This window comes from Paenibacillus sp. FSL H7-689 (genome assembly GCF_000517905.1).
Classification (GTDB): Bacteria; Bacillota; Bacilli; order Paenibacillales; family Paenibacillaceae; genus Paenibacillus; species Paenibacillus amylolyticus.
Window position 1 is genome coordinate 1 of record NZ_ASPU01000010.1, and the last position, 16,860, is coordinate 16,860.

Sequence of the window (16,860 nt, forward strand, 5' to 3'; positions counted from 1 at the left end):
AGCACGCCGGCGAGCAGCGCTTCGCGCGGCAGGCCGGCGTGCGCCAGCTGCAGCAGCGGCTCGGCCGCGAGGCGCGCGGCTACGGCGCGCTCAGCGGCCGCGGCATGCGCGCAGCCCGGGCGGCCGCAGGTGCACGCCACGGCCGCGCTGGCCGTTACTGCGCCTGGCGAGCCATCGGGCGCTTGCGTAGCCGGCAGCAGCCCGGCAAGCTCCTCGGGCGCCGGGCCGCCGCGCAGCAGGGCGTACAGCGTCAGCGGGCGCTTGCGCAGCTGAGCCAGTACAGCCTCGCGCTGGGCCTCGCTCAGTCGCGCCGGCGTTCCCGTGACCGTGAACATGCCTGCGGCTGATCCGGTCTTGCCCTCAGCAACGGAAGCGGAAACGGAAACTTCCTGATCCGCATCCGCTGCTGTATTGACTTCTGCTGTCCATCCACCGGGGGACATATGCAGCTCGATCTTCCATTTTTCGCTCACAACAATCCCCCTTTCTCAACATCTATATTCCTCTGAATGTTCAAGGTCACAGCCACGTCTCACCCTGAAGTGAGATTAGGCCACGCAGCTCATCATCCGACATCTCTGTCAGCCAGTTCTCACCTGAACCGACGACCTGCTCGGAGAGTGCCTTCTTGCTTTCGATCAGCTCATCAATCCGTTCCTCCAGTGTTCCCTGACAGATCAACTTATGCACCTGCACATTGCGATTCTGCCCGATTCGGAATACACGGTCCGTTGCCTGATTCTCAACTGCGGGATTCCACCACCGATCATAGTGAACGACATGACTCGCCCGTGTCAGATTCAGACCCACACCTCCGGCACGAAGAGATAGAACAAACATGGACGGCCCCTCTCCTTTTTGGAAAGTCTCCACCATATCATCTCTTTGCGCCTTCGACACACCGCCATGCAGGAAATACGGTTCTTCCTCATATCGCTGTTTCAACCTCGATACCAGCAGATCTCCCATAGCAACATACTGCGTGAAGATCAGAGCCGATTCCCCGTTATCACGGATGGCGTCCAGCAGTTCAAGCAATCTTTCCATCTTACCAGATGCCTCAGCCTTGCCGTGATCTTTCCGATTACTGTCCGCCAGCACCGGATGATCACAGATCTGCTTGAGCTTGGTCAGGGAGGACAGAACAATCCCTTTGCGGGCAATGCCATTTCTGCCGTCCAGACCACCCATCAGATCATCCACCACACGCTGGTACAACACCGTCTGCTCCGGCGTAAGAGAACAATAGGATTTCAGTTCAAGCTTCTCTGGCAGATCCTTGCGAATATCCGGGTCACTTTTCAGCCTGCGCAGCATGAATGGAGATACCAGTCGATGAAGCTCACGCAAGGATGCTGCATTTTCTTCGGATGGCCCCAGTCCCGTATAACGCTGGCGGAACGATGAAGCTGTGCCCAGATACCCCGGATTGAGAAACTGGAAAATTGACCAAAGTTCGCTCAGCCGGTTCTCTACAGGCGTTCCCGTCATCGCAATACGATGAAGTGTAGACAAGCGCATTACGCTTTGCGCTTGTTTGGTACGGTAGTTCTTAATATATTGTGCCTCATCCAGCACAATGGTGGACCAGTGCAACGAAGCCAGATCCGGGCCATCTCTGCCTGCCAGATGATAGGTCGTCAGTACAATGTCATGCGTCTGCGCTTCTGCCTGAAAATCATTCCCGTGCAACCGTTGTCCGCCATGATGAATATATAGCGACAGATCCGGAGCAAACCGCTTCAGCTCACGCTGCCAGTTTCCAAGCAGCGAGGTAGGGCACACAATAAGTGCAGGCAGATGAACAGGCTGCTCATTCGTGTGCTGATCCGCCGGGAAAGAATCATCTGATCCATTCAGCAGCTCATTCTCGCGGGCTTCCTCTTCAGCCGCCTGGCGTTCCTCGTGTTTGCGGTCCAGCAGACAAGTAATTACCTGAATCGTCTTCCCAAGTCCCATATCGTCCGCGAGACATACGCCAAAGCCCAACTCGCGCATGGCGGATAACCATTGGTAGCCTCGTTCCTGATAAGGTCTTAGTTCACCATGCAATTCTGCCGGAACCTGACGAGGCTCAATGCTACGAAGCACCTGTCCATCGAGCAGGAAAGCAAGCATCCCATCAGATTCGGCACCAAAGACGGAAAGACCCTTCCATGCGGAATCCTCCCCTTCATCCGCTGCCAGATGCAGCCATTCCGAGAGAGGCATGTATTGTTCTTCTTCTTTTTTCATATAACGCAGGACTTGGCGAATCTCTTTTGTATCCACTTCAATCCATTCACCACGGAACATGACATACGGAACTGTGGATTCAGCCAATGCCGCCAGTTCCTCCGCCGTGACCGGTTTACCATCCAGCATAGGCTCCGCTTTGAAAGCAACCAATTGTTCCATGCCCAGTGCCGATGTGGCTCCAGGCAACCGCTCTGTTCCCCGATTCAACATCTGCAGACGCAGTCCCGCACGACGTTTCCCGGCACGACTCCACCTTGAAGGCATGAGAACGGTTATCCCAGCCTTCTGCAAACGTGGAACTGCATGCGTGAGAAATTCGAAGAAACCCTGCTGCTCCAGCTTAATTTCCTCTGGGCGAGCGGTAAGCAGCGCCGTCTCCAATTCAGGTGCCAGTTCTGCTGCTTGCCCGAGTGCCATCAATAATTGCTCTGCCGCCGAGGTATATAACACCTTACCTCGGTCCAGATCTCGCTCCGGATGTGCCCAGATGGTCCGTGCAGGCAACCTCAGGCTTGGTTCCTGCTCACTGTCCACCCAAAAGCTTATTCCCCATATCGTTTCATGTTCGCCCAGTGGAGGCTCCAAGCGGAGCACCAGCTTCAATTGGCCTTCAGCAGGCGCCATCTCTTCTGCTCCCACGATTGGCATTGACGTTCCACCAACTTCTTGCAGCGTATGAATAAACGCTGTCATATCGTCCGTCGGCCCTTGCACCGTCACAGGACGGAACATCGAGATCAGACTGTTCCACCAGAGTTCGGCTACTGGCGAAGATCCGCGTCGATATGGGGTGCGGTAACGGGATAGTTCACTGTCCATGCCCTCTAGTTCACTTGTCACCACAGCATGAATCATGCCACTCATGAATGAAAATAATACCGCAGCCCCTGCTTCTTCACGCGTTTCCGGTTCCAATGAAGCATAGGCTCCATGAGCAGCCAATCCAATCGGAGGCATCGCTTCAGCAAGATCGCGGAAGCGTTCGATGTCCTCCTCCTGCTGCAAGCGTGGCCGCCATACACCTGTTAATGTCTCTTGTCCGGTCCGTCGCCGTGCTCCGGTCTTTGCTGCGAATTCAGCCGATGGAGCAATTGCTCCCCGCAACAGCAGCTCCTGTGTGAACTGCGCCGCCTTGATCCAGTAACGCATCTCTTCTCCAACCTGAATTCCGGCTGCATTTAACAAACGGTCATCCCATTGCAGCAGCAGCCTGAAGGCATCCTTAGGCGAGACTGCCAATCCTTCCAATGTGCGTCCCAGCAGTTGACGCCGCTTCGTGTTCTTCGCTTCAGCCGTGTTCCTTAGCGGATTCGGCCAGCGCAGCTCCGCAAGACGCAGAGCGGCAGGCTGAAACAGACGACCCCCGTCGCCAAAATTCAACCTTCTTACCACGTGGCTCCATGCATCCACACGTGGTTCCGATGTTTCACCGGAAAAACAAAAAAATACGTCACCAAGCCATACTCCATACAGCGATTGCATCATTAAAGTCTCCCGTCATCCCTTCGCATTGTTACTCTCCATCATATACGAAAATGACCGGATTTAAAAACCTTTGCCCATAAAAAGTGGTTATTTCGATGGTTAGGGCGTGTCTGAAAACGCCCTAGAGGCACAAAAAAATGTCCCTTCACCCTAAAAGCGGATGAGGAACATTTGGGTAAACCGAAGGATAATACTAATATTGAAAGAATTACGGATCGTTATACTCCTATGATCTGATCAAGCTGCCCAGTAATACATCGAGGTTCAAAATACCTGCACGATGATCTTCACAGAACCCGATTTTGTCAAAAACGCCAAGCATGAAACGACGGTGTTCCTCAGCTGGTTCCTCGAAACGATCGTAACTTACGACAGAATCGACCATATCTACGATCAGCGGTACAAATCCACCTTTGTAAGGCACCACAATAATACGTGTAGAAGAGGTATCCTCCTGGTCTGGCATGCCTAACAATACACGAAGACTCACCACCGAAACGACCTTACCGTACAGCGAAGCAAAACCTCGGATCTCCGGGCTTCCAAATGGAACTGTTGTCACCTGCACCATTCTGATGATCTCATGAACTTCATCAATTCGTAGTGCAAAGATCTGGTCTCCTACCGAAAAATTAATATATTGCATTCCCTCGTCCATAGTTATCCCCATATCCTCTCATTCCGTATAATCAGACTACTTTCGTCCCATTAGATGTTACTTTGGTGTATCGGTTATTTTTGACCAAATGTTTAGGCTTCAGATCAATTTTGCCAACTTCAACAGACGTTGCATTACGGTTGCTGTCTCCGCTCTGCTCATTTGCCCTGCTGTGGAGGGTGGTGGAAATCAGTCGTTTTAATATTGAGCGTAAGTAACCTGACATCGGATTGAAAAATTATATTCAAAAAAAGACCAAAGATCAGCTTTATGCCGATTTTTGGTCTTTTTTATCCCCATATATTATGGATCTGTTTCTATGTTTTCAAATACTTGGAACAAAAAAGCGATATTCCTGTGGATAACTTGTTTCGTTACTCCAAAACGACTGTTTTATCGGATGAAAACACGAGTTATACCTGATTTGTGGATAAGTTGTGCACATATTGCACACATGCTGTGGATATCTTTAGCGTTTCATGTGGATATTCATTAATTTAATGTGGACATGTTGTGTATTTGTTTGTAAATCTGACGTAAAATCCGAATTTCCGCTTCAGTTATCCATTACTGTGGACACGTTGTGGACATGCCCAATTTCCTTCGCTGTAGTTATTGTACCAATTCACCCTGACGCATGATCAGCTTGTCATCGATGTACACGTCCGGCTTTTGTACAACTGCATCAATATGAACACCTGCAGCAATCGTTCCACCAAAAGTGTTATTGCTGCCAAAGGCCACATGAATTGTGCCGTACACCTTCTCATCTTCCAGCACCACACCCGTGATTCGTGCCTTGTTATTGGTACCGATCCCGAATTCGCCGAGAAAACGACCATCCCCCTCACCCAGCGTTTCCAGTAATTGAGCCCCATCAGGTCCTTTAGCTGACACCAACCGTCCTTCACTAACGGTCAATAACATCGGTTCACGGAGTGCCCCAATTCCAGCAACGGAACCATCTACAACAATACTGCCCTCACCCTTGCCCTCAACGGGAGCAATATAAGCTTCTCCTGACGGCAAGTTGCCCGATTCACCAGGGTTCAAATACATACCTGTGCTTGGTACACCGTTACGATCTTCAATGGAAAAGGAAAGACTATGGCCCTGCTTCTCTATTCGCACATGGCGACCTGCGGTTAATAGAGCCGTTACCTTCTCGGTCAACGCCTTTACTTGCGAATATTCAGCTGTAATGGCTCCGTTCATAAACATATCCTCTGTCATGCCAGGCATGGTTGCCACTCGGGTCCCTGAAGCAGCGGCTTTTTTGCGTGCTTGGGTATGTGTTAATGAATATTTCGTTACACACACGGCTACATCTGCTCGAATCATGGCCTCTGCAATCGGCGCCGGTGGCTCTTCTCCAGATCTGCTGCGTTCCTCCATGATTAACAGGACCGACTCTGCACCAAGTGCTTTGCCTGCCTCATAGATGGATTCAGCCAGATCCCGTTTCATATCGTCTGCGACAACCACCAGATTCTCTCCGCTGCGCAGTCCGAGACATTCCGTTAGCACATTTTTACTGATTTCCACACGTTGCTTGCTCATACATTCATCTCTCCTGTCTTTGGTTCAGCTCTCAAAAGTCGACTTGACCCTTTCGACAATTGGCACGGGATTCCTGCATGTTCAAACCTGAACTCACCTCAAGGTATCGGCCCATTCGGCGAGGATTGCAGCTGTTTCCTTATACCGAAACGTCGGAAAGTAATGTCCATAGGGGACATCTATCCGTTTGACCTGTGAGTTCATATCTTGGGGATAGTGATATTCCTGATCTTGATTGGCCCACACAACTAATACATTCTTGACATAATGCTGACTTTCCATTTTCGCCCACAACGTTGATCTGGCGCCTTTCCTCTGACCCGAGTGGATCCAGCGCAACAAGTCTGCATGTGCTCCTGCAATACGAGGGGACTGGAGACTGGAGCGTATTCTCTTGCCCATGGCCTCGGCCATAACACTGCTGTCGCCTACGCCGCTATGTGAACTGAACATTTGATTCCAACTTTTCTCCGATCTGCCACGCAGCAGGGAGCGTATCACCCCTCTTGGTAAACGGGAAACCCATCTTAGGACATTCGGATTTGAATTGTTGGCAACTGGCTGGAGCAACCCCAGTCGAATGTCTGTCCGCCCGCTACGCATCTGTGCCGCAGCTACAATAGCAGCCCCGATCGAATGACCAACCAGCTTCACCGGACCCTCAAACTCACCAAGAGCCGTAAGCAGTGCATCCACCTGACCTTCAAACGCTTCATCCCCCTGATGTACCGGGGACCGTCCGAATCCAGCGAGATCGATTAACCATACCGGGTTCCCGGTCCGGTCCCTAAGCTGTTTTCCTAAAGGTAACATCTCATCCGCAGATTGAAGCAAACCATGTACAATAATCCAAGGCTCTCCCTCACCCTCCCAACCAAGCATAGCCATATTTCCACTTCGAGACCGAATATAATCTGTCGGAAAACCCTCAGGTAACGGCGTATACCGAAAACGATAGTCCAGATCGGCTGTAACCAGCGGAAGCTGTTCCCGGATGTCCGGCCAGGATTGCCCCATACGTGTGAACAGAGCCTCCGTCTCTTCAACCGGGAATGACCTGTTGGTAATAAAAGCAACCGACTCCGCTGGAACACCACTGATGCGTGAACCACCTGATTTCATGATCCATTGAATCCACGGTAATGGCACAGCCCCTTTGGGCTTGGGTACGTCCAATTGCTGCGCCAAGAGTTGCAGCAGTTCCTTCATATTGGGACTGTCTTCCCTCCGCGCCAATAGCGGATAAGTTCCTCCGACTGGAGCAGCTTCCCTGGATAGAAAAACTAGTGTCTCTGCAACAATGTCATTCTCCACAAGCGGTAACCAATAGGATGAACCTCCCGGCACTACCGGCATAAGTCCTTTCTGAATCGCCTGAATGAGCAGTCCAATCCCACCCGTTTGCTCGGTTTCACCGGTGGGACGTGGCCCAACCACTGTACTCGGATTTACAACGGATAAGGGATAGCGATGCTGTTCTGCATGCTCGCGAATATGCAGATCGGCATGGAACTTCATCTCTTCATATGCACTTTCATTGTTATCCACATGCTCAACCTGTAGATAATTCCCCTGTTCATTCCGTTCTCCATAAGGACTCATATAACCAACAACGTGGATAAAGTGTCTCAATCCATGAGTACGATGGATTTCCTGTGCTAGCTGTGCCAGTTCTCTGGCCCCGTTCATGAATATCTGCTCGGCTACTTTTCGTTCCAAAGTGACGTCCATCGTTCCTCCCGCATGAATGATCACATTTGCTTCAAGAGCACGCTCCCGACCCGCTGCGGTAAGGCCAAGACCCGAAATGGACAAATCACCTGTAATAAAGGTAATCCGTTCGAAATCCTTCACTCCATAAGCCTTCAGCACAGTTCTGGCTCGCTGTTCCGAACGAACCAGCAAGAGCAATTGTGCGTCTCCCTGCGTGAGTTGTTTGACCGTTTCTTTGCCAATAAAACCTGTACTACCTGTCATAAAAATGGTCTTGGCTGCAATATCAGACTTGCTTATTACCTGATTCATGTTTGTTGAATTTGCTGCTGTGTTTTCTTCATTGGATACACGGTTAGTATGTACAACCATTCTGTTTCGGCTCCTTTTAGTACCATACAGTACTAGTTATATTCAAAAAAAGAGCTTCGATTAACGAAGCATCTGACAAAACGTACGTGCCGATTGTTCTATAATCCCAACATCACGGGCAGTTCCCGCTAGGATTAGCGAACCTTCCAGTGCTGCAATAAACAACAACGCAGCCGGTCCCGGCTCGATCTCTTTGCGAAATTCACCGCGATCCAAACCTTGCTGAAACAACTTCTCCACCATCGGTCTAAGCTCACGAAAGAATCTGGATATGCTTTCCTTCACTTGGGGTGCACTGTCCGGTGTCTGCATATATAACGTAACAAAAGGACAGCTCCCTTCGTAATTACGGCCCTCAATACCTGCCGACAGCAATGCCATAAACGAGTAGATACGCTCCTCCACTCCTCGCTCACGCTGACTGAGCAGCAGATACAGCTCCGACTCATACTGGGCAATCCAGTATTGTACCACGGCCTGAAGCAGTTCCTCCTTGTTTTTAAAATGATAATAAATATTTGACTTGGATACCCCACTCACTCGCACGACTTCATCCATGCTGACGTAGCTGTACCCCTGACGCAGAAATAATTGTGCCGCCACTTCAACTGCCTTGGTCCGGTTCACCGGATTGGAACTTTTGGATTTGGCGGGTCCCGTATTCATTTTTGAATTTGTCATATTTAGTACTATACAGTACTAGTCAGTTGAAAACAAGTATTTCTGTTAACAAAAGAGGACCTCCCACTCCAACTACTCCATACTTGTCCACATTTAGAGTGTTATACACACAGGATATCCACATATAGTATTAACTCTGTGTTAAATACGTCATGAGATTTTTAAATTACTCTCGGGTTATCCACATTTCAGGAATATAGGTGACTTTGAACTTTTCAGAGAGCGTTATTGGCTCCTCGGAAAAACAAAAACAGGCCAACCAGAATAAGATTTCTGGCAAACCTGTTTCCAATTGACTTATTTATCTAATAGACTAACTTTTCTATCCAAAAATTTCTGAACCGTTTTTGGTAACCTGTGGATACCGTCCATGATCCGGATTATTTTTTCAGACTATCCCAGTTCTGTTGCAATGCGTCGAGCAATCCGGCTTTATCCGATTTGCCTGCAACGTAAGCCTGAATTGTGCTGCCATACTCTTGTGGAACCCCTTCAGGGAAACGGTTGAAGTTCCAGCTAAGTGTTTTATTTTCCTGGCTATACTTCATGATCTCTGTGGCGAGGTCACCCAGATCCTCTTCGGATGCCGTGATGGAACTGAACGCCGGAATGAATTTGAATTCTTTTGTCATGTATTGTTTCCCGATATCCGAAGTTACGAGCCATTCCAAAAACTCTTTTGCTTCCGGTTTCACTTGGGAATTCTTGTTCACAACCCAATAGTTCGGCACGCCGACAAACAATTTGTCATTGGGTTCATTGTTAATTGGCATTGGGAGGATACCCAGATTCAGATCTGGATCGATTCCATCGATCTGTACTTGAGTCCAGTTTCCTTGTTGCATCATCGCTGCTTCTCCACTCGCAAACAACGTAACTTGCGTATTGTAGTCGGTTGTCAGCGGGTTTTTGTTGCTGTATTTCAGCGTTAAGTCGAGCAAGTTGATCCAGTCGGCGAACACTTGGTTGCCAGGAATCTTCTCCGTACTTTCGTTGAGTCCTTGGATGAATTTCACCGGATCTGCCTGATTTGCAAATGCGACGTTTACGTTATGATTGCCCAGCACCCACCACTCTTGATATCCATTAGAGAATGGGGTAATGCCTGCGGCTTGAAGTTTCTGTGCAGCTTGATCCAATTGTTCCAGTGTCGTTGGAATTTCGGTAATACCTGCTTTTTGGAAGAGGTCTTTGTTATAAATGAAACCGTAACCCTCCAACGCGAGCGGCTGTCCATAGAGCTTGCCGTCTTTGGTCATTGGCTCTTTGGCTACTTCGAGTGCATCCTTGGCCCATGATTCTCCAGAAAGATCTTCCAGATATTCAAGCCATGTATCCAATTCACGATAACCACCTACGTTGAAAATATCCGGTTGTTCGCCAGCCGCAAACTTGGCTTTTAATGCAGCACCGTAGTCACTACCGCCACCTACGGTTTGAATGTCCAGTTTGACACCTGGATGGGAGGATTCATATTCCGCTTTGAGACGATTGAGCGCTTCCGCAATTTCGACTTTGAATTGGAAGATTTTAATGGTTTTATCTCCAGCAGCAGCCTCGCCACCACCTTGAGCATCCGTGTTGACCGGACTGCCACTCTTATCTCCATTGCCACAGCCCGCAAGCATTACCGAAAAAGCAATCAACATAAGCAACGTCAACTTTGTCATTCTTTTCATACATACACTCTCCCTATAGTAGTTTCAGTATAACCGTTCCACTAATGAATATTTACACTGGCACTCCGATGACAGAATAACCTCCCCTTGAAGCGTGTTTTCATTCTAACGAACCGAGCGCACGTTATTCGCACCTATTTGCACAGGTTCCAATTTTAACGAATCACAGCGACGTTATTTCGTCGATTTAGTCAATTTTTAGGGCTCTGACGCTGTTTTGTAACCGAATAACGTTTCAGAGATTCGTTACAATTTGTATTCCTTGATTATCCACCTATTAAGATGCGGTGGATTCGTTAGCGCTTCGATCAGAGTATATCTTTTCTCCTAGAAGGAATGCCCAAGCTATTCGAACCTCCCCAGGAGTCATGCCCAAGCTATACGGGCATGGCTCCCTTTGCACACCTCCATGCGAGGTGGGAGCAAAGGGATCAGGATGCGATGTAGGAGCGGAGCGTTCGCCTTTGATACTCGGTGGCTTCCTTGCCCTAATACATTCAGGCCACCGAGGAGCAACAGCGACCGAAAGCGCAACTTGATCCCGCAGCGACCCTGCCCTTATACACTCACCTTCTGCCTTATCGAACCTGGTCTTAAATCATTTCATTCTTGGTCTTTTCTCTTTATCGACGCTTTCCCTTCCCCAGGAGTCATGCCCAAGCTATGCGGGCATGACTCCCTTTGCACACCTCCATGCGAGGTGGGAGCAAAGGGATCAGTATGCGATGGAGGAGCGGAGCGTTCGCCTTTGATACTCGGTGGCTTCCTTGCCCTAATACATTCAGGCCACCGAGGAGCAACAGCGACCGAAAACGCAACTTGAGCCCGCCAGCGACCTGCACTCGCACTCCGCCACAGCGACCCTGCCCTCGCACTCACCCTTTAACTGATCCAGCCGTAATCCCCTGAATGATGTACTTCTGCATCAGCAGGAAGAAGATAATGATCGGCATAATGCCAAGTACAAGTGCTGGCAAAGCCAGATCCCATTGCTTCGTGTACTGACCGAAGAGCGCAAAGGTCGCAATTGGGATCGTACGCAGGTTGGAGCTTTGCAGGATCAGGGATGGAAGCAGATAATCATTCCAGATCCAGAGTGTGTTCAGAATGATGACGGTTACATACATCGGTTTCATGAGCGGAAATACGATACGGAAGAACACTCCGTAGACCGAGCTTCCATCCACACGAGCCGCTTCCTCAATCTCCAGTGGGACGGATTTTACGAATCCGTGGAACAGGAAGACAGACATCGGTGCCCCGAAACCGAGATAACAGATAATGAGGCCGCCAAGGCTGTCGATCAATCCCAGATTACTGGTTACAGTAACGAGTGGAATCATGATAGACTGGAACGGAATCACCATCGCGGCAATGAACATGCCGAACAAAATACGGTTGAACCGGGTATCGCTGCGGACCATTCGGTACGCGGCCATGGAACTGATCAGCACAAGCAACAGATTGCTGACCACAGTAACGATAAGCGAGTTCATCAGCGCGGACGGGAAGTTAATTTTCTCCCAAGCGTTAGCATAATTGCCCCACTGAAATACTTCCGGCCATGCAGCCGAATTGGTGAGTAGATCACCGAAGGTTTTGACCGAATTCACGAACAGGAAGTAAAACGGAACCAGGAATAAAAGTCCAAGGAGTACCATGACAATCTCGGTTACAATGGTACTGAAGCGGTAATTTTTCGTCGTCTCCATTAGGCTTCTACCTCCTTGCTCTTCGTCAGACGTACCTGAATCATGGTGATGATGGCAACGATTACGAAGAACACGAGCGCTTTGGCGGTTCCGATGCCATATCTGTTATTCACAAAGGCTTCATTGTAAATATTAAGTGCAACCGACTCTGTCGATCCGAACGGTCCACCTTTGGTCAGTGACAGATTGAGATCGAACATTTTGAACGACCAGGAGATCGCCAGGAACAGACAGATCGTTACACCTGGCATAATGAGCGGAAGAATGATGCTCCGCAGTACCTGCCAGCGACTTGCGCCATCAATCTCGGCGGCTTCCAGCAGATCAGGGGATACATTTGTCAGAGATGAGATGTAGATAACCATCAGATATCCTGCGGTCTGCCATACAAACACAATCACGATTCCCCAGAAGGCGGTTGGTTCGTCTCCCAGCCAAGGAAGGTTGAAGAAGGACCAGCCGGTTACATCGCCTACTGCTGAAAACCCTTTCACAAATATGAACTGCCAGATAAAGCCGAGCAACAACCCACCGATCACGTTAGGCATAAAAAAGATCGTACGCAGAATGTTTCTCGTCTTGAGCGGTTTGGTCAGGAAATACGCCAGGAAAAAACCAATCACATTGGTCAGTACCACACCAACCACGGTGAAGCGCACCGTAAACCAAAACGCCGTTTGGAACTTGGGATCATTCGCAAAAACATGCACGAAGTTATCAAACCCTACCCAATTAATGTTCTCGGATACCCCGTTCCAATCCGTAAAGGAATACACCATGCCAAGCAGGAAAGGGACCACGATGATGAGAATAAAAAACACGATGGAGGGACCCACGAACACTAGCTGCTGTAACAGCTGTGAAGATTTGCGATGCTTCATATCGTTCTCCCCTTCTATAGATGGATGAAATTGGTCTCTTTTTCTATTAAACCCCATTATCGCCGAGGGAAACACCGACCCTTGTGAACAGTTGGGGGTAAAATATTGTCCTCTCTTAACCTGCAACCAGAAGGGGTGTTCCGATGTCCAAATTCTACAGTATACGCACCAAATTGATTGCCTTTATGCTCATTGCTACCACCCTTCCGCTGCTCGCGTCGATCAGCATGACGTTTATCCAGACCAAAACGGCCCTACGGGAACAGGCCGTGGAAGAGAACAAACGCCTGATCTACCAAGCGTCCACCAATCTCAATAACTATGTGGATAACGTGGCCAGAGCGTCGCTCGCTGTGTATAACGACCCGAACTTTCTGCGTAACTTGGCAAAAATTCCTGGGGATTATCGTGCGGTTGCCGAGGTGTACACCACTTTGCAGACAATACGCGCGGCTGTGCCGGATGTATTCCAGCTGTATTTGCACTCTTTTGCCGCTAATCAATCCACCTTAATTACAAATCCCTTTCCGAAGCGGGAGGAACGAAAACAGGCCTATTCCGGCTCGCTTCATGGAAAAACAGGCGGTGACAGCCCTGATATTTGGGTGGAATCGGCCCACATGAGTCACACGTACGGATTCAAGGCCGCCTCCCCCGATGACCCTGCAAGAACAGTCATTACCCTGCATCGGGTGATCAAGGATATTCCGTCCACCGAGCGTCTGGGTGTACTCGCCATTGATCTGAATATGAATACCATTGCAGCGATAACCGGCAGGTTGTATGATCCGGCTAAGGAACAGATCTATGTGGTGGATGGTCAGAATCAGATCATTTACCAGGGACGTTCCGAGGCCAATCATACGGATGCACTGCGAGAGGAAACGGCCAGTGAACTGAATATCGCGCGAACTGGCGCTGGTACAGCCCAGAATGTCGCAGGACATTTTGAACAGGATCGTTCCATGTATGTATACCAGCAGCTTGGCAGCACGTACGCCGACTGGACCATTGTCAAACAGATTCCGAATGAGACCTTATATGCAAGAGCCACCACACTCACGTGGAACAACGCGATGATTGCCATTGCGGCACTTGTATTGGTCATTGTTGCAACCTTGTTCATCTCCATCCGAATCACCGGTCCACTCAAGCAACTCATGCGATATATGAACCAAATCCAAGCCGGGCGTCTGCACGTGGATATCCATCTATCCAGCCGAGATGAATTCGGGGTGCTCGCTCGTCATTTCCGAGATATGATGGATACGGTAAATAATCTTATTTTGCGGGAATATCGACTCGAAATCGCCAATAAAACAAATCAGCTCAAAGCGTTGCAAGCGCAGATTCATCCGCATTTTCTTTATAATACACTGCAATCGATCGGTACACTTGCCCTTCAACAGCAAGGACAACGGGCGTATATACTACTCACTTCCCTGTCCAAAATGCTGCGCTACAGCATGCGGGATCAGACCTCCGTGACCTTACGCGAAGAGGCGGAGCATGCCCGGTTATATCTGGAACTGCAGCAGGAGCGGTTTGGTGACCGCCTTGAGGTGGATTTGAATTTTGCCGAAGATACGCTATCTGTCGAAATGCCAAGAATGACGTTACAACCTTTAATTGAGAACTACTTTAAACATGGAGCAGATATTCAGCCTGGCAAAGGTCACATATCCCTATCCAGCCGCCGGATCAACGATCATTGGATTGAAATAGAACTGAATAATAACGGCCCATCCATACCTGAAGAAAAATTACTGGAGATCCGAGGATGGCTGCATCCAAGTCATACAACAACCGGGTTATCTACACAAGAATCCGACGAGTCTGAATCCATCGGTCTACGAAATGTAATACGCCGACTTCAATTGAACTCACATCCCGGTCACTCAGCCAGGCTTGAGATCAACAATCGGGAACCCAATGGTGTAAAGATCAGGGTTAAACTATACGCGGGAGAGTGAACAACATGAAGGCACTGCTTGTAGATGATGAAAAACATGTCCGCGATGCCATAAGGTTGCTTGGTCATTGGGAAGAGTTTGGCATTGATACGTTAATCGAAGCGGCAGACGGGGATGAAGCCATCGCCGCCATCACGGCACATCAACCTCAAATCATACTCAGTGACATGCGTATGCCGGGCAAGGACGGTATGGCATTACTTGAATGGATATCGGCTCATGCCCCACACAGCAAAGTGCTCGTTATTAGTGGATATGATGATTTTGAACTCGTGAGGCATGCAATCAGACATGGTGGCATGGACTACCTCCTGAAACCTGTGGAAGCGGATGAGCTGAATGCATCTCTATTAAAGGCCGTTACAGCTTGGGGAGAGGAAGACGCCATTCGGATACAATCCACCAGGCAATCCATTGTTGTTAATCGAATGCGCCCCCACTACCAGGATCGTCTGCTCACCGAACTTGCCGTCGGCAGAGGCAGCAGCCCATCACACATGCAGCGATTGCAGGATGAGTTGAATCTCCCTAGTGTTATCCCTGTCTGTAGTGTCGCTGTCACCAGCCTGTCCCATCTGGATGCAGGTTGTCTGGCAAAATATCGCAGTCAACCGGACCTGCTTGTGTTCTCGGTCCTCAATATCTGTGCCGAGATGTTATCCACACCAGACGAAGGCGTAATGTTTCGGCAGTTGGATCAACCGGACGAGATTGTTCTGCTGCATTGGGACCCATCCACTTCATTGGAACATATTCTGGACAAGGTTAATCAGGGATTGGAGCAGACGATTCAGCGCCGGCTTCATTTTGGCATCTCCACCTGTGAGTCCTACCCTGGCGGAATCTCAGCAGCCTATCTGGAAGCAAGTTCAAGACTGTGGAGACGTAACGCTGTGCAAATTAAACAGCGAATTCATGCGTCAGTGGAATCATCAAATGGAAATAAAATCAGGCGTTTAACCGCCCATGAAGAACCCCTGCGTATGGCAGCCATGAGTTGCCGAGTTTCCAGTGTAGCTGCTGCGGTTGCCGAGTGGCTTGACCCGATTACTGATCTTGAGGTTGTCAGTGCTGAGCAGATCCAGCAATGGATCGATGAGCTGGAATGGATGCTGAGCCGCTGGCTTGATGATACGGCAGGTTTGCCATCCAAAGAGGAGGAAGTGACGGAGGAGCAGTCTATTCCCTTTGCCGAGTTACCTTTTGACGCTGAAGGACTGCTATCTTTCCCCCTGCTTCGTTCCTTGTTGGAACAACGGCTGCTTGCAGCCGGAAAGGCGCTCACTGCCCATCACCCCGCCAATCCTGATCCCATGAGTGAGATTGCACGTTATATGGACGCCCACTATCAGGAGGACCTGTCCTTACAGCAGATTGCCGCGCGTTTCTACTTGAGCCGGGAGTATATCTCCCGCAAATTCAAACAGCAATTTGGTCTGAACTGGTCGGAGTATCTGAGCAAACTGCGGATCAACAACGCCAAGCTACTACTGCAAAATCCTTCCCTGCGAGTCGCCAAAATTTCGGAGATGGTTGGATTCCAGGATGAAAAGTATTTCAGCAAAGTGTTCAAAAAAATGGAGGGCATCACGCCAGTGGAATATCGTAAAACTGTATTTCAGGCTGGTACGTAACGAGTACCTGATCCGAATTAAAAAGAGTACTCCCGGCATGGCCCATCGGAAGTACTCTTTTTAATTTTACTTTTACAGAAAATAGCCTATATCATGACGATTTGTTGGCTCTTTCTTTTCTAAGATAGAATACGATCCGAAAGATTGCGGCTACAGCTATACCCAAGTAGAGATAATAAACTTTATTTCCCGTTGTATGAGCTGCTATGGGAAAAAAGACAACAACGAACGGAACCAGTGCAATATCCAGGTAGAACATGATCTTCCGATAAGT

At 49.3% G+C, this 16,860-nt stretch carries 10 protein-coding genes and 1 pseudogene; 2 read left to right on the forward strand and 9 right to left on the reverse strand.

Translation table 11 applies throughout. The annotated features are described in order from the left end of the window. The 9 genes and pseudogenes from C170_RS29970 to C170_RS06020 all read right to left on the reverse strand — a co-directional run. A pseudogene (locus C170_RS29970) lies at positions 1-473 on the reverse strand (hypothetical protein); the annotation flags it as partial. Positions 474-519: 46 nt separating this feature from the next. Beyond that, positions 520-3,723, reverse strand: coding sequence for a DEAD/DEAH box helicase (locus C170_RS05985; protein WP_036607328.1), 3,204 nt, complete (start codon positions 3,721-3,723; stop codon positions 520-522). Between the two features lie 226 nt (positions 3,724-3,949). After that, positions 3,950-4,381 (reverse strand): chemotaxis protein CheW, encoded by a 432-nt coding sequence (locus tag C170_RS05990; RefSeq protein WP_017690859.1) that lies wholly within the window; start codon positions 4,379-4,381, stop codon positions 3,950-3,952. 612 nt (positions 4,382-4,993) lie between these two features. After that, positions 4,994-5,941: an aminopeptidase gene (locus C170_RS05995; RefSeq protein ID WP_036607331.1), complete on the reverse strand. Its 948-nt coding sequence runs from the start codon at positions 5,939-5,941 to the stop codon at positions 4,994-4,996. A 93-nt stretch (positions 5,942-6,034) separates the two neighbouring features. Then, positions 6,035-8,026 (reverse strand): alpha/beta fold hydrolase, encoded by a 1,992-nt coding sequence (locus tag C170_RS06000; RefSeq protein WP_051447032.1) that lies wholly within the window; start codon positions 8,024-8,026, stop codon positions 6,035-6,037. Between the two features lie 60 nt (positions 8,027-8,086). Continuing rightward, positions 8,087-8,653, reverse strand: coding sequence for a TetR/AcrR family transcriptional regulator (locus C170_RS06005; protein ID WP_036607516.1), 567 nt, complete (start codon positions 8,651-8,653; stop codon positions 8,087-8,089). 434 nt (positions 8,654-9,087) lie between these two features. After that, complete coding sequence (locus tag C170_RS06010; RefSeq protein WP_036607334.1) at positions 9,088-10,386, reverse strand: ABC transporter substrate-binding protein; 1,299 nt, start codon at positions 10,384-10,386, stop codon at positions 9,088-9,090. 875 nt (positions 10,387-11,261) lie between these two features. Beyond that, on the reverse strand, positions 11,262-12,098 hold the full coding sequence (locus C170_RS06015; protein ID WP_036607337.1) for a carbohydrate ABC transporter permease: 837 nt from the start codon (positions 12,096-12,098) through the stop codon (positions 11,262-11,264). Continuing rightward, the gene (locus tag C170_RS06020; RefSeq protein ID WP_036607341.1) at positions 12,098-12,979 is read right to left on the reverse strand and encodes a carbohydrate ABC transporter permease; all 882 of its coding nucleotides are present in this window, start codon (positions 12,977-12,979) and stop codon (positions 12,098-12,100) included. Before C170_RS06020 ends, C170_RS06015 begins: the two co-directional genes overlap by 1 nt. A gap of 143 nt (positions 12,980-13,122) precedes the next feature. On the opposite strand from C170_RS06020, the gene C170_RS06025 reads away from it, so the two are divergent. Together C170_RS06025 and C170_RS06030 are read left to right on the forward strand one after the other, a co-directional pair. Continuing rightward, entirely contained in the window at positions 13,123-14,952 is a 1,830-nt protein-coding gene (locus C170_RS06025) for a cache domain-containing sensor histidine kinase (RefSeq protein ID WP_036607344.1), read from the forward strand. Positions 14,953-14,957: 5 nt separating this feature from the next. Continuing rightward, entirely contained in the window at positions 14,958-16,586 is a 1,629-nt protein-coding gene (locus tag C170_RS06030) for a response regulator transcription factor (RefSeq protein WP_036607347.1), read from the forward strand. The last annotated feature ends 274 nt before the right edge of the window (positions 16,587-16,860 follow it).

What these genes read in the sequence shown, in the direction of transcription:
- C170_RS05985 (WP_036607328.1), bottom strand. Translation starts at nt 3,723, where the DNA reads ATGATGCAATCGCTGTATGGAGTATGGCTTGGTGACGTATTTTTTTGT.
- C170_RS05990 (WP_017690859.1), bottom strand. Translation starts at nt 4,381, where the DNA reads ATGGACGAGGGAATGCAATATATTAATTTTTCGGTAGGAGACCAGATC.
- C170_RS05995 (WP_036607331.1), bottom strand. Translation starts at nt 5,941, where the DNA reads ATGAGCAAGCAACGTGTGGAAATCAGTAAAAATGTGCTAACGGAATGT.
- C170_RS06000 (WP_051447032.1), bottom strand. Translation starts at nt 8,026, where the DNA reads ATGGTTGTACATACTAACCGTGTATCCAATGAAGAAAACACAGCAGCA.
- C170_RS06010 (WP_036607334.1), bottom strand. Translation starts at nt 10,386, where the DNA reads ATGAAAAGAATGACAAAGTTGACGTTGCTTATGTTGATTGCTTTTTCG.
- C170_RS06015 (WP_036607337.1), bottom strand. Translation starts at nt 12,098, where the DNA reads ATGGAGACGACGAAAAATTACCGCTTCAGTACCATTGTAACCGAGATT.
- C170_RS06020 (WP_036607341.1), bottom strand. Translation starts at nt 12,979, where the DNA reads ATGAAGCATCGCAAATCTTCACAGCTGTTACAGCAGCTAGTGTTCGTG.
- C170_RS06025 (WP_036607344.1), top strand. Translation starts at nt 13,123, where the DNA reads ATGTCCAAATTCTACAGTATACGCACCAAATTGATTGCCTTTATGCTC.
- C170_RS06030 (WP_036607347.1), top strand. Translation starts at nt 14,958, where the DNA reads ATGAAGGCACTGCTTGTAGATGATGAAAAACATGTCCGCGATGCCATA.